The following is a 13,568-nucleotide window of genomic DNA, read 5'->3' on the forward strand; positions in this document are numbered from 1 at the left end:
TGCGCTCTCCCGCGCCGCACCGCATCATCGCGGCAACGAGAACGTCGGCAACGACGAGACGGGGGAGTTTGCCAACCATGTCGACCGCCAAGCAGCGCTTCACCCTGGCTGCCGCAGCAGCCACCTTCGCGTCCCTGGCGCTGGCCGCCACCTCCCTGACGGCAGCGGCCCAGCCGCGCACCGACCTCGTCGTCGGCATGGCGCTGGAGCCGCCGCATCTGGACCCGACCGCCGGTGCGGCCGGCGCCATCAAGGAAGTCACCTATGCCAACCTGTTCGAACCGCTGCTGCGCGTCGATGCCGACGGCAAGCTGATCCCCGGTCTGGCGGAAAGCTGGACGGTGTCGGACGACGGGCTGACCTACCGCTTCACCCTGCGCCCGAATGCCAAATTCCATGACGGCACCGCGGCCGATTCCGCCGACGTGAGGTTCACGCTGGACCGCGCCCGCGCCGCCGATTCCGTCAACGCCCAGAAGGCTTATTTCGCCCCGATCTCCAAGGTGGAGACGCCGGATCCGCAGACGGTGGTCGTTACCCTGTCGCGTCCGGACGGCCTGTTCCTGTTCCATATGGCGAGCGGCGACGCCGCCATCGTCGCGCCTGAATCGGCGGCGACCAACAAGCAGAAGCCGGTCGGCACCGGTCCATTCAAGTTCGACCGCTGGGTCGCCGGCGACCGCGTCGTGCTGGTCCGCAACGGCGACTATGACGGCGCGAAGCCGAAGCTCGACCGCGTCACCTTCCGCTTCATCAGCGACCCCGCCGCCCAGGTGGCGGCGCTGAAGGCCGGCGACATCGACGCCTTCACCCTGTTCAGCACTTACGAGGCGCTGCCGGAATTCCGCAACGACCCCGCCTTCACGGTGACGGTCGGCTCGACGGAAGGTGAGACGATCCTGTCGACCAACAACGCCCGCAAGCCCTTCGACGATGTTCGTGTCCGCCGCGCCATGGCCCATGCCATCGACCGCAAGACGCTGATCGACGGCGTGCTCTACGGCAACGGCGTCGCCATCGGCAGCCATTTCCCGCCGCATCGCGAGGGCTATGTCGATCTGACCGGCATGTACCCCTACGACCCGGCCAAGGCGAAGGCGCTGCTGGCCGAGGCGGGATATCCCAACGGTTTCGACACCACGCTGCGCCTGCCGCCGCCGCCCTACGCGCGGCGCGGTGGGGAACTGGTCGCCGCCATGCTGGCGGAGGTCGGCATCCGTGCGAAGATCGAGCCGGTGGAATGGGCGGCGTGGCTGGAAAAGACGTTCAAGGGCAAGGATTACGACCTGACCATGATCGCCCACACCGAGCCGCTGGACATCGACATCTACGCCCGGCCCGACTACTACTTCAATTACAGGAGCGAGCGCTTCAACGCCCTGAACGACGAGCTGAACCGCACCCAGGACCCCGCCAGGCGCAACGCCCTCTATGGCGAGGAGCAGAAGCTGCTGGCGGAGGATGCGGTCAACGGCTTCCTGTTCATGCTGCCGTCGGTGACGGTGCAGAAGGCCGGCCTGACCGGCATGTGGGTGAACCGCCCGATCCAGGCCAACGACGTCACCGGCGTCTCCTGGAAGTAACGTAAGCCAAGTAAGGTAAGGATAGCCCCGCGTGCTTGCGTTCCTGCTGCGACGGCTGGTCAGCCTGATCGTCACCGTCTGGCTGGCCAGCATCGTGGTCTTCGCGGTGCTGCAGCTGGTTCCCGGCGACCCGGCGCTGCTGATGCTGGGCGTCAACGCGCAGCCCGACACGCTGGCGGCCCTGCGCGGCCAGATGGGGCTCGACCAGCCCATCCTTACCCGCTACCTGCAGTGGGCCGGCGCGCTTGCCCGCGGCGACCTCGGCGTCAGCCTGACCTACGCCCGCCCAGTGGCGGAACTGGTGGCGGAACGGCTGGCGGTGACCCTGCCGCTGGCCCTGCTGTCGCTGGCCATCAGCACGGCGCTGGCCTTGCCGCTCGGCCTGCTGGCGGCGGCGCGGCGGGGCAGGGGCGGGGACTGGGCGGTGCTGGGCTTCTCGCAGCTCGGCGTGTCGATGCCCAGCTTCTGGATCGCCATCCTGCTGATCCTGCTGTTCTCGCTGACCCTGCACTGGTTCCCGGCCGGCGGTTTTCCCGGTTGGACTGGGCCCGGCTGGGGCGGCGGCATCGGCCCGGCGCTGCATGCGCTGCTGCTGCCGGCGCTGGCGCTGGCACTGCCGGAGGCCGCCATCCTCGCCCGCGTCACCCGCACCGCCGTGCTCGACACGCTGGCCGAGGACCACATCCGCACCGCCCGCGCCAAGGGGGTCAGCCGCAGCGCGGTCCTGCTGCGCCACGCCCTGCCCAACGCGCTGATCCCGGTGGCGACGGTGCTGGGCCTGCAGATCTCCTTCCTCGTCGCCGGGGCGGTGGTGGTGGAGAATGTCTTCACCCTGCCGGGGCTGGGCCGGCTGCTCTATCAGGCCATCGGCCAGCGCGACCTGATCGTGGTGCAGGGGGTGGTCGTGCTGCTGGCCCTGTTCGTGGTGGTGGTGAACGCCCTGGTCGACATCGCCTGCGCGCTCGCCGATCCGCGGCCGAAGGAAGGAGCGTGGTGAAACGGCGCCTTCCCCTCTCCCTCCATCTCGGCGCAGCGCTGACCCTGCTGCTGGTCGCCATGGCGCTGCTGTCGCTGCTGTGGACGCCCTACCCGGCGGAGCAGGTGCGGGTGATCGCCCGGCTGAGGCCGCCCAGTGCCGCCCATTGGCTCGGCACCGACCATTTCGGGCGCGACGTGCTGTCGATGGTCATGGTCGGCGCCCGCAACTCGCTGGCCGTCGGCGCGGCGGCGGTCGGGCTGGGGCTGCTGGGCGGGGTTCCGCTCGGGCTGCTCGCCGCCGCGCTCGGCCGCTGGGGCGACGAGGTGGTGGCGCGGCTGGGCGATCTGGTCTTCGCTTTTCCCGCGGTATTGACGGCAATCCTGCTGACCGCGGTGCTGGGCGCCGGGGCGGTCAATGTCGTGCTGGCCCTGGCGCTGTTCAACGCCGCGGTGCTGGCCCGCGTCACCCGCGGCGCAGCGCTGGCGGTGTGGCGGCGGCCCTTCGTCGGCGCGGCGCTGGCACTGGGGCGGGGGCCGGCGTCGGCGACGCTGGTGCATGTGCTGCCCAACATCGCCGGCATCGTCGTGGTCCAGGCCACCGTGCTGTTCGCCGTCGCCATCGTCAACGAGGCGGCGCTGAGCTATCTCGGCCTCGGCATCCAGCCGCCAAGCCCCAGTTGGGGCCGGATGCTGGGCGACGCCCAGACCTACCTGTTCACCGCACCCCTGCAGGCGGTATTTCCGGGTGTGGCGATCGCGCTGAGCGTCATGGGGCTGACGATGCTGGGGGATGGCTTGCGCGACTGGCTCGACCCACGGCACCGGTCGTCGGGGGTGATGTGAGGGCGTGTGAGTTTTTGGGAACGTCCTTCGGCCGTCATCCCCGCGGAGGCGGGGATCCAGGCTGATCCGCTTAAGCCTCTGGAACGTCTGGATTCCCGCCTTCGCGGGAATGACGCCCGACAAAAGCTCATAATGAAGTGTTCAAGGGGGAGGCGATGACCCCTCACCCCACCTGCCGCGTCCGCTCCGACAGTTCGATCAGATCCATCAGCTCGTTGCTCTTCCAATAGCGCGACTTGCCGACCTCGGTGCGCGCGGTGGCGACGAGGTCGTCGATGATCGCCTGCTCCTCCGCGCCCAGATCGCCGCCGCGCTCCAGCCGGTGCGACAGCAGGCGGGTCATGTTGTGGCTGAAGGTGGGGATCCAGGCGCTGACGCGCTGGCCGAACACGCCGGCGATGCCGTCGATGCGCAGGAGATGCTCCATCCGCTCGTCCAGCGGATCGGTCTCCTCGAACTTCATCGCCTTCTCGACATTGGCGCGCAGCTCCTCCAGCAGGCTTTCGCGCCACTTCACCAGATCGTAGGTCTCGAACCCGAAATCGCGCGACATCCCCTGCCAGCGCCACAGCAGCCGGTCGAGCCACACGATGTCGGCATGGTCGATCACCGGCTGGCGCCGGGCGGCGGCGGCCTGGGCGGAGCGTTCCATCGCCACCGCGGCGACGCGCGACCCGATGATCTTCGCCGCCTGGGTCCAGGCGTTGCGGAAGGCCGGTTCGCTGCGGCGGTCCTCCATCAGCCCGGCGGAGGTGGCGGCGTGGACCAGCTGGTCCAGCCGCTGCACCAGCGCCTCCAGCCGCGCCTTCTCCTTCGCGCTGGGCCGGATGGCGGAGCCGGGGACCCGGTCGTTCAGCTTCAGGATGACGGTCAGCGCCGCGGTCAGGGCACGGGTGACGCCGATGAAATGGCCGGTCAGCGCCGCGGTCATGGCGTCGCCGCGTCCGGGATCGACGCCGCTCTGCCGGATATACAGCGCCGCCACCGGATAGTTGCGCTTCACCGTCAGCACCGACAGCGGCAGCAGGTTGGCCAGATCGTCGCCGCAGCGGTCGCGCAGCTGGTCCGTCGCGTCCAGCAGCCGGTCGGCCAGCCGGTTCGCCTCCGCTTCGCCGTTGCAACTGGCGGGGAACTCCTCCAGCCGGTCGGCGACCGGCTTGGCAGCCCCCTCGGCATGGGTCAGCACCAGATGCATCAGCCGCAGCGTGTTGACATCGATGGACGGCGTCTTTTCCAGGAAGCCCGACATCAGCCGGGTGCGGCGCGGCCGGTTGCGCGACATGCCGGCCAGCAGCTCCTCCGTCGCCTTCTTGTTGGCCAGCACGGCGTCCAGATGCTTCACCGCGGCGACGCGCATCCGCTCCTTCATCACCACGGCGACGGGGGAGCGCAGGATGCGGTCGATCACCTCGCCGCGCGCCATCTCGTCCAGCGTCTCCTGCGCCTCCACCGCCAGCAGCGGGAAGGCGTCGCGGCTCAGCGCCTCCCACAGGGCGCCGACATCCACCCGCTGCAGCATGCCGGGGATGGCGACGCCGCCGTGATAGAGCACGTCGTCGTCGATCAGGAAGGCTTCGAACAGGTTGGTGAAGAGGCGCCGGGCGCGGTTGGTGCGCTGGCGGTTCAGATACTCGATGACATATTGGCGGACGAGCTGGACCCGGTCGGTCGGCTCGCTGTCCATGCCCTCGATCTCGCTCAACAGGCTGTAGACGAGGCTGGCCGGCAGCCGCGCCACCAGGGCGTCGATCTTGTGCCGCAGCTCGTCCTGGTGCAGCTCTTCCGGGCGTATTTCGTCGGTCATGCGCGGGCCGCCACGCGATATTGAAATGCGATAGGCGGGCGCACAGGCGCCGCCGCGCGTCATTTAGGACGCAAACGGTAAATTTTTATGTAATGAACCGAAGAGACCACGGGGCTTCGGCGCGGCCCGCCGGTTGCGGAAGGCCGCGCCGTGGACGGAACCGCTCAGCCCTGCCGCAGCTTGGCGATCGGCTGCGAGAACTGCAGCTCGATGTCCCAGGGGAAGTGGATCCAGGTGTCCTGGCTGACTTCGGTGATGAAGGTGTCGACCAGCGGCCGGCCGGCCGGCTTGGCGTAGACGGTGGCGAAATGCGCCTTCGGCAGCATCTTGCGCACGACTTCCGCCGTCTTGCCGGTGTCGACCAGGTCGTCGATGATCAGCCAGCCCTCGCCGTCGCCGGCGTTGGCGCCCTCGACACCCTTCAGCACCGTCGCGTTGCGCTGCTGCTGGTGGTCGTAGCTGGAGACGCAGACGGTGTCGATCATGCGGATCTCAAGCTCGCGCGCGATGATCGCCGCAGGAACCATGCCGCCGCGCGTGATCGCGATGATGCCCTTCCACGGGCCGCGGTCGATCAGGCGCCAGGCCAGCGCCTTGGCATTGCGGTGGAGCTCTTCCCACGACACCGGGAAATGCTTGTTGAAGGGGGCTTCGGCCACGGTACTGACTCTCCAAAAACAGCAAGCGGACTGTATAACCCAGCTGCCGCCGCCCGGCAATCGGGGGCGATTCGTATGCACTGGACCTGCGGTCGCAGGAGGGGCGCTGACCGGGCGAAAATTCGTGAAAAAAGCGCTTGCGGGGCAGGGGGGCTTTGAGTATGTTGCGCGCCTCGACGCCGACGGCCTGCCGCCGACGCCGGGATGGATGAACGGCGATATGGCCGGACATCGCAGAATACACAGCGCGCCCGTAGCTCAGCTGGATAGAGCATCAGACTACGAATCTGAGGGTCAGGAGTTCGAATCTCTTCGGGCGCGCCATTCTGCTTCGAATACAGGTCCTGAAAATCCGGTGATTTGACAGCAGGCGGCCCTTCGGCCGCTTTTTCTGTTTTCAGGCTTCGCCATCCTTCCCTTGCCGGCCCATCCTGCGCCGGATTTGGGCCGCCGGAATTTGGCCACTGGACTTCGGCCGTCCGGCCTATGCCCCCGAAATTGCTGTTGCGTCTTCGGTTGCCCTCATACAGTCGCACTCCGATGCGGTTTTTTGGCGAGCGGAAGAGAGGGGCATGGCATCCGGTCTCACGCTTTCGGACCAGCAGGTCGAAACGCTGGCGGTGGAAGGGTTCCTGTGGAAGATGACCCGCATCCTGACGCAGTCGGATCCCAAGGCCGGCCCGGTTCTCGACACTGCCGAGGGACGGCAGACCCTGCGCCAGCAATATGAGCGGGCGCGGGGATACGGGCTGGAGGCGGAGCGCGACCTGGGCCGCTATATCGTCACCGCCTGGACGATGGGGATCGACTTCGATCGCCGCTTTCCGGCCATGTCCCAAATCCTGAACGATCCGGCGCTCTCGCCGACCGATAAGGCCGATGCGGTCGAGCGCACCGCCCTGACCCTTTTCGCCCTGTTGGCGGAAGGGCGGAAGGACGGCGCGGCATGAGCTGGGGCGATGCCTTGGCCGAAGCCTATGCGGCGGCCTCCGACGCCGCGCGCCAGGCCGCGGTGCGGGCCGCGTCCTCCGCGCAGGCTGCCGCGTCGGCGGCTGCCGATATGGCTTCGACGGCAGCCGACATGGCCAAATCGGCGGCCGTTGCCGCGGGCGATGCGGTGGTCGAGACCGCCAAGGCCACCGGTCGCGTTGCCGGCTTTGGCATGCGCGCCGCCGCCGAGACCGGGAAGGCGGCGGTCCAGGGCACCGCTTATCTCGCCGACAAGGCGATGGAGTCGCATCCGGTGGTCGGCCGCCTCTACAAGGCGGCGAAGGAGCAGCTGTCCCCGGCCCGCACGCCGCGCCGGCGGGTGGTCGAAGCCTGCCCGAACTCGGTCGAGGCCAAGATCGACCGGCTGAACCAGCGCCATTCCCTGATCGACAAGGGGCGCGGCGCCGGCAGCACCCCGGCGCAGAAGGCGGCGGCCGAACGGCTGGCCCGCGACAACCGGGCGGTGGAACTGGCCCGCCTGTCGGGCGACACCTACGACCAGTACGGAAAGCCGCCCAAGAACGAGCCGCCGCTCGGCTGGACGGCGATGAGCGAGGCGGAACTGAACGAGGCCGGCATCGATCCGGCGCTGCTGGAAAAGGCCAAGGCCAAGATCTACCGCACGCCGGCGGACTGGCCGGGCGGCCAGCAGACGGTCCTCGCCTTCCGCGGCACGGTGCCGAGCGAGATGGAGGATCTGCAGACCAACATGGATCAGGCGCTGGGCGGCGAGACGATCCAGTACAAGGCGGCGGCCAAGCTTGGCGCCAAGGTCGCCAACAAGCTTGGTCCCGACGTGCTGGTCACCGGCCATTCACTGGGCGGCGGCAAGGCGCAGGCGGCGGGCGTGTCCGGCGGACTGACCGGCATGATGTTCAACGCCGCCGGCCTCAATCCCAAGACGGTCGGCGGCGACACCGGCGACCCTTCCGACTTCCTGCAGTTCCGCACACCCGGCGATCCCCTGACCGGCGTCCAGAATTCGGCCGCCCTGCAATCCGGGGTCGGGCTGCTGGCCGGCGGTCTGGGGTCCGGGATCGGCATGCCGGTGGCCGCCGGCAACTTCGTCGCCGACAAGCTGGGCTTTCCCTTTCTTTCACCCGACACGCGCCAACTGGTGGAAGGCGGAACCACCGCTTTCCCCCGCGCGTTGAAGAATCTCGTCAGTCAGGGCAACCTGCTGCCGCCGGCCATCGGCCCGGTCGTCACCGTCCCGGCGCTCGACGATGCCGGCAAACCGGTGCCGATGACCAGCCCGGGCGGGCAGCATTCCATCATCAGCGCCATCAACGGCATCGAGCGCGAGAAGAGCGAGGACGTGGCCACTCTGCAGGATGCACCGGGGCAACAGGCATCGGGGCAGGGGGTGTCCGGATGAGGTTCCGGCTGGTCTTCCGTGTGATGCTGGCGGTCGTCCTCGCCGTCGGATGTGCAATCAGTCAGGAGAACAACGCCATGGGCGCCACCGCCCGCAGACTGGACACCAGCCGCTATTTCGACGATCCGAGGCTGGCGTCCCTGGCCGACGACGTGCAGGAAGGCCGCGTGTCCAAGGTGGTCGAGGCTCTGCGCGGCGGCGTCGATCCCAACGGCGTCGGCCGCGACGGTTTCCGCCCGATCTTCTTCATCTTTCCCGCTCCGACCAACGAGACGGCCAAGGCGCTGCTGGCCGCCGGGGCGGACGCGAATGTGAAGTCGGCGGCCGGCGAACCGCCGCTGATGTACGCGGTGCGCCTGGAGGACCCCGCCTTCACCCGCGTCCTGCTCGCCGGGCGGGCCGATCCCAACGCGCGCGGCGCCCACGACCAGCCGGTGATCCACGAGGCCGTGAGTTCCGACCAGCCGGAGCATCTGCGGCTGCTGGCCCGTGCCGGCGTCGATCTCAATGTCGTCTGGGGCAATTCGACGCCGCTCATGGCGGCGGTGGAGAGCATGAGCTGGGCGAGCGCCACGGCCCTGCTCGACCTGGGGGCCGACACCGGGTGGCGCAGCCCCGGCGGCCGCACCCAGTTCACCGCCGGCGAATCCTTCTGCAACTTCTTCACCAGACAGCGCCCCTTGCGCATTCCGCCGGCCCATCGCGAGGCGGTGCGCGGCCTGTTCGCCGCCTTTGCGCGGCGCGGCGTGGTGCTGGATTGCGCCGGGATGGCCGACCGGCTGTAGGAGGAATCGGGCCGGGCGGCGCGCCGGATTTTTTTCGAAGAAAAGCGCTTGCGCCCGGTGAAGCTTTTGAGTAGGTTGCGCGCCTCGACGCCGACGGCCCGCCGCCGGTGCCGACAGGAAAGAAGACACAGCGCGCCCGTAGCTCAGCTGGATAGAGCATCAGACTACGAATCTGAGGGTCAGGAGTTCGAATCTCTTCGGGCGCGCCATCTTCCCTGAAAAGACATGATCGACACGCAAGGCCGCCTTCGGGCGGCCTTTGTCGTTTGGCGTGACGCTTCCCGACTTCGTCGCGCTGGCGCAAGCCCCGGTGGCTCCTCTACACTTGTGGCCCGCACCACTGGATGCATGGCCATGCCCCGCAGCGACTTCTATCCGCCCATCGACCCGTTCCAGACCGGCACCCTCGCCGTCGACGGGATCCACACGGTCTATTGGGAACAGGCGGGCAACCCGCGCGGCGTGCCGGTGATGTTCCTGCATGGCGGGCCGGGGGCCGGCGCCTCGCCCACCCACCGCCGCTTCTTCGACCCCGCCCATTACCGCATCGTCGTGATGGACCAGCGCGGCGCCGGCCGCTCCACCCCGCTGGGCGAAACGCGGGAGAACACCACGGAGAGGCTGGTCGAGGACATCGAGACGCTGCGCCGGCATCTGGGCATCGAGCGCTGGCACCTGTTCGGCGGCTCCTGGGGCTCGACGCTGGCGCTGGCCTATGCCCAGACCCATCCCGACCGCTGCCTGGGCCTGATCCTGCGCGGCATCTTCCTGATGCGGAAGGCGGAGATCGACTGGTTCCTCTATTCCATGCGCATCCTCTTCCCCGAGGCCTGGACCGCCTTCGCCGGCCACATCCCGGAGGACGAGCGCGACGACCTGCTGGAGGCCTACTGGAAGCGGCTCGATTCGGCCGACCCGATGGTGCGCATGGCCGCGGCGCGGGTGTGGAGCGTCTATGAGGGCAGCTGCTCCTCCCTGCTGCCGTCGCCCGACCTGATCGCGGCCAGCGGCGAGGACCGCCACGCCCTGGGACTGGCGCGGATCGAGGCGCATTACTTCCGCTCCAACCGCTTCACGCCGGAGGACAAGCTGCTGCGCGACGTGTCGCGCATCCGCCATCTGCCGGGGGTGATCGTCCAGGGCCGCTACGACATCGTCTGCCCGGTGATCTCCGCCGACGCGCTGCACCGTGCCTGGCCGGAAGCCGACTACCGCATCGTTCCCGACGCCGGCCATTCCGCCATGGAACCCGGCATCCGCGCCGCGTTGATCCAGGCGACGGAGCGGTTCAAAGAATATCGGTGAGGGGTTTAACTTCCACTCCACCCACCCCACACTTTGCCGATGCCTGAACTTCCCGAAGTCGAGACGGTGTGCCGGGGCCTCGCCCCGCATCTCGAAGGCCGGCGGCTGGTCCGTGTGGAGCAGCGGCGGCCCAACCTCCGCACTCCCTTTCCGCCGCGCTTCTGCGAGCGGCTGACCGGCCGACGCGTCGAGTCGGTGCGGCGGCGGGCGAAATACATCCTGATGCATCTGGACGACGGCGGCGTGCTGATCGCCCATCTCGGCATGTCCGGCCGCATGATCATCGCGCCGGAACGGCCGGATGTCTTCGACAAGCACGATCATGTGGTGTTCGAGACCGATGCCGGCACCGTGGTGACCTTCAACGACGCCCGCCGCTTCGGGTTGATGGACCTGACGGTGGCCGACGCGCTGGGCGACCACCCGATGCTGCGCAACCTGGGACCGGAGCCGTTGGGCAACGAGTTCTCCGGCCCCGACCTCGCCCGCCGGCTGGCCGGCAAGATCACCCCGATCAAGGCGGCGCTGCTCGACCAGAGCATCGTCGCCGGGCTCGGCAACATCTATGTGTCGGAGGCGCTGTACCAGTCCGGCATCCTGCCGACCCGGACCGCCGCCAGCCTGAAGGCGGCGGAGGTCGACCGCCTCGCCACTGCGGTGCGCGAGGTGCTGGAGCGCGCGATCGCCGCCGGCGGCTCGTCGCTCCGCGACTACCGGCAGGCGTCGGGGGAACTGGGATACTTCCAGCACCAGTTCGCCGTCTACGACCGGGAGGGGGAGGGGTGCCCCGATTGCGACTGCGACCGCACCCGGACGGGGGGCGTTCAGCGGATTGTACAGTCCGGCCGCTCGACTTTCTTTTGTGCGGCGCGCCAACGGTGATATAGCTGGGGCATGACGGCTCTACCGGCCATGCTCCGGGCGGCGTCCGCCGCTTTCCTCCTTGCCGGCCCCGCGGTCGCGGGCCTGGGGAGCTTCCTCGTTCCCATTCCTCCGGCTCTTGCGGCCCCACCGGCTGTCGCCGACTCCGGGCCGTTCGTGCCCGGCTTCACCGACGTTCCGGTGATGCCCGGTCTGGCGACCGCCGAATCGGAACCGCTGGTCTTCGACAAGCCGGGCGGGCGGATTGTCCAGGCCGTGCTGTCGGGGGAGGTGCCGCGTCAGGCGGTGCTGGCCTTCTACGACCAGACGCTGCCGCAACTGGGCTGGCGTCGGACCGCCGACCGCGTCTTCGTCCGCGAGGGCGAGGAACTGCGGCTGGAATTCCCCAAGCCGGCAGGCCAAGGCGCCGGGCAGAAGGCCGCGACCGCCGTCCGCTTCACTTTGACGCCGCGCTGATCGCGGGGACACCCGCCATACTCGCGCCGGTTCAGGATCGAACATCTCAACAACCACGAGTCCCGGAGGCAACCGGGCTCGCCCCATCGGGAGAGTGCTGCAGCCATGTCCTATGAAACCATCCTCGTCGAGACCCGCGGCCCGGTCGGCCTGATCACGCTGAACCGTCCGAAGGCGCTGAACGCGCTGTGCGACCAGCTGGTGACCGAGCTGGGCCAGGCCCTGGACGAGTTCGAAGCCGACGGCGCCATCGGTGCCATCGTCGTCACCGGGTCGGAGCGCGCCTTCGCCGCCGGCGCCGACATCAAGGAGATGGCCGGCTTCTCCTATATGGATGTCTACAATTCCAACTTCATCACCGCGAAGTGGGAACGGCTGGCCAAGTGCCGCAAGCCGACCATCGCCGCGGTCGCCGGCTTCGCGCTCGGCGGCGGCTGCGAGCTGGCGATGATGGCCGACTTCATCCTGGCCGCCGACACCGCCAAGTTCGGCCAGCCGGAGGTCACCATCGGCACCATCCCCGGCGCCGGCGGCACCCAGCGCCTGACCCGCTTCGTCGGCAAGTCCAAGGCGATGGAGATGGTCCTGACCGGCCGCATGATCGACGCCGCCGAGGCCGAGCGCTGCGGCCTCGTCTCCCGCGTCGTCCCGGCCGCCGAACTGGTCGAGGAGGCGGTGAAGGTCGCCACCAAGATCGCCTCGCTGTCGCAGCCGGTCATCGCCATGGCGAAGGAGGCGGTCAACGCCGCCTACGAGACGACGCTGGCCGAGGGCGTCCGCTTCGAACGCCGCCTGTTCCATTCGACCTTCGCCACCGAAGACCAGAAGGAAGGCATGGCCGCCTTCGCCGAGAAGCGCCAGCCCGGCTGGAAGAATCGCTGAGTCGTCGACACAGCGTTGACTCTGCCGTTGGATCCGTCCCCTGCATCTTGCGGGGGACGGACCAGATCCCATCAAGATGTCGTTTAAGTACGATTAGTCAAAATCAACGGGCGACCACGCCTTGACTCGTAGTGCGCTGCCGCGTATAAGGCGCGCTCGCATCACGACAGCCGTGTCGTTCGGAGTAGGGTTTCCATGGCCAATCATAAGTCCGCTGAAAAGCGCATTCGTCAGACCGAGCGTCGCACGGAAGTCAACCGTGCCCGCATCAGCCGCATCCGTTCCTTCGTGAAGAAGGTCGAGGGCGCGATCCAGAGCGGCGACAAGTCCGCCGCCGCCGAGGCGTTCAAGTCCGCTCAGCCGGAACTGATGCGCGGCGTGTCCAAGGGCGTGCTGCACAAGAACACCGTGTCGCGCAAGCTGTCGCGTCTGTCGGCTGCGATCAAGGCTCTCTGATAGAGTCTTCATCCGCTGGTTTCAAAAAGCCGCGCCCGTGACTCGGGGCGCGGCTTTTTGCGTTTAAAGTAAATATGCGGATGCTCGACAATTGTCTTAGATTGTTCTTAGGGTCGCGTATGAGATTCGGGATCGGTCTTGTGGTCAAAGCGAACGTTTTTATCTTTTTGGGCCGTTCGCCATCTGTCCCATTGCCAGATTTCTGCGGCATGGTTAGACTTTTGATCCATTCGGCCGGACGAATTGGGGTGATGCAACACTCTGTGTCCGGTTGAACACAGCAGTGAAATACTGAAGGTCTTACGCCGGATCAGGGCTTGTTGAGTCCCGGTCGTTCGCACGATCTTCTTTTACTTACAAGCTGTCGTGCTTGGGGCGGGATTTACGATCCCGTCGACTCTTGCGCGTGCTTTTTGGGTATAGTGTTCCGTTCGGGGTTATCCGTGCCTGGAGTCTTCCGGGCTGGACCAGATGGGCGGCTATTCCGGTTGCGGAACCGGTTGCGGGGTGATCCCGCGCCGCCACGGCGGTGGGGCCGGCCGGCGGAAGGAGCGGGAGTAAGGGAGC

13 protein-coding genes and 2 tRNA genes are annotated in these 13,568 nt (G+C 68.0%); 13 read left to right on the forward strand and 2 right to left on the reverse strand.

Annotated elements, in window-relative coordinates:
* Window positions 1-77 precede the first annotated feature (77 nt).
* From PWS46_RS13930 to PWS46_RS13940, 3 genes are read left to right on the forward strand one after another with little or no spacing between them, the layout of a single operon-like run.
* Window positions 78-1,583, forward strand: a complete 1,506-nt coding sequence (locus tag PWS46_RS13930) for an ABC transporter substrate-binding protein (protein ID WP_434616320.1) — start codon at window positions 78-80, stop codon at window positions 1,581-1,583.
* A gap of 31 nt (window positions 1,584-1,614) precedes the next feature.
* On the forward strand, window positions 1,615-2,580 hold the full coding sequence (locus PWS46_RS13935) for an ABC transporter permease (protein WP_434616323.1): 966 nt from the start codon (window positions 1,615-1,617) through the stop codon (window positions 2,578-2,580).
* Entirely contained in the window at window positions 2,577-3,404 is an 828-nt protein-coding gene (locus PWS46_RS13940; RefSeq protein WP_434616326.1) for an ABC transporter permease, read from the forward strand. The genes PWS46_RS13935 and PWS46_RS13940 overlap by 4 nt, the downstream gene beginning before the upstream one ends.
* Window positions 3,405-3,567: 163 nt before the next feature.
* On the opposite strand, the gene PWS46_RS13945 is transcribed toward PWS46_RS13940, so the two are convergent.
* Window positions 3,568-5,208, reverse strand: coding sequence for a hypothetical protein (locus tag PWS46_RS13945; protein WP_434616329.1), 1,641 nt, complete (start codon window positions 5,206-5,208; stop codon window positions 3,568-3,570).
* 164 nt (window positions 5,209-5,372) lie between these two features.
* Window positions 5,373-5,867, reverse strand: a complete 495-nt coding sequence (gpt, locus tag PWS46_RS13950) for a xanthine phosphoribosyltransferase (RefSeq protein ID WP_252138488.1) — start codon at window positions 5,865-5,867, stop codon at window positions 5,373-5,375.
* A 247-nt stretch (window positions 5,868-6,114) separates the two neighbouring features.
* On the opposite strand from gpt, the gene PWS46_RS13955 reads away from it, so the two are divergent.
* The 10 genes from PWS46_RS13955 to rpsT all read left to right on the forward strand — a co-directional run bounded on the left by PWS46_RS13955 (window position 6,115) and on the right by rpsT (window position 13,001).
* Window positions 6,115-6,191, forward strand: a tRNA-Arg gene (locus PWS46_RS13955).
* A gap of 248 nt (window positions 6,192-6,439) precedes the next feature.
* Window positions 6,440-6,817, forward strand: a complete 378-nt coding sequence (locus tag PWS46_RS13960) for a hypothetical protein (RefSeq protein WP_434616332.1) — start codon at window positions 6,440-6,442, stop codon at window positions 6,815-6,817.
* On the forward strand, window positions 6,814-8,235 hold the full coding sequence (locus tag PWS46_RS13965; protein WP_434616335.1) for a hypothetical protein: 1,422 nt from the start codon (window positions 6,814-6,816) through the stop codon (window positions 8,233-8,235). Before PWS46_RS13960 ends, PWS46_RS13965 begins: the two co-directional genes overlap by 4 nt.
* Window positions 8,232-9,020 (forward strand): ankyrin repeat domain-containing protein, encoded by a 789-nt coding sequence (locus PWS46_RS13970; RefSeq protein ID WP_434616338.1) that lies wholly within the window; start codon window positions 8,232-8,234, stop codon window positions 9,018-9,020. The genes PWS46_RS13965 and PWS46_RS13970 overlap by 4 nt, the downstream gene beginning before the upstream one ends.
* A 132-nt stretch (window positions 9,021-9,152) precedes the next feature.
* Window positions 9,153-9,229, forward strand: a tRNA-Arg gene (locus PWS46_RS13975).
* A gap of 145 nt (window positions 9,230-9,374) precedes the next feature.
* A complete protein-coding gene (gene pip, locus PWS46_RS13980) occupies window positions 9,375-10,325 on the forward strand; it encodes a prolyl aminopeptidase (protein ID WP_434616341.1) in 951 nt (316 codons plus the stop codon).
* Window positions 10,326-10,364: 39 nt separating this feature from the next.
* Window positions 10,365-11,207 carry a bifunctional DNA-formamidopyrimidine glycosylase/DNA-(apurinic or apyrimidinic site) lyase gene (gene mutM / locus PWS46_RS13985; protein ID WP_434616344.1) on the forward strand — a complete coding sequence of 281 codons (843 nt, stop codon included), beginning with the start codon at window positions 10,365-10,367 and terminating at the stop codon, window positions 11,205-11,207.
* A 156-nt stretch (window positions 11,208-11,363) separates the two neighbouring features.
* Complete coding sequence (locus PWS46_RS13990) at window positions 11,364-11,663, forward strand: hypothetical protein (protein WP_434616347.1); 300 nt, start codon at window positions 11,364-11,366, stop codon at window positions 11,661-11,663.
* A gap of 105 nt (window positions 11,664-11,768) precedes the next feature.
* Window positions 11,769-12,545: an enoyl-CoA hydratase gene (locus tag PWS46_RS13995; protein ID WP_434616350.1), complete on the forward strand. Its 777-nt coding sequence runs from the start codon at window positions 11,769-11,771 to the stop codon at window positions 12,543-12,545.
* Window positions 12,546-12,740: 195 nt separating this feature from the next.
* Complete coding sequence (gene rpsT, locus PWS46_RS14000) at window positions 12,741-13,001, forward strand: 30S ribosomal protein S20 (RefSeq protein WP_085087297.1); 261 nt, start codon at window positions 12,741-12,743, stop codon at window positions 12,999-13,001.
* Window positions 13,002-13,568: the final 567 nt, after the last annotated feature.

Origin of the sequence: Azospirillum sp. B2RO_4, from assembly GCF_051124815.1 — a bacterium.
GTDB lineage: Bacteria > Pseudomonadota > Alphaproteobacteria > Azospirillales > Azospirillaceae > Azospirillum.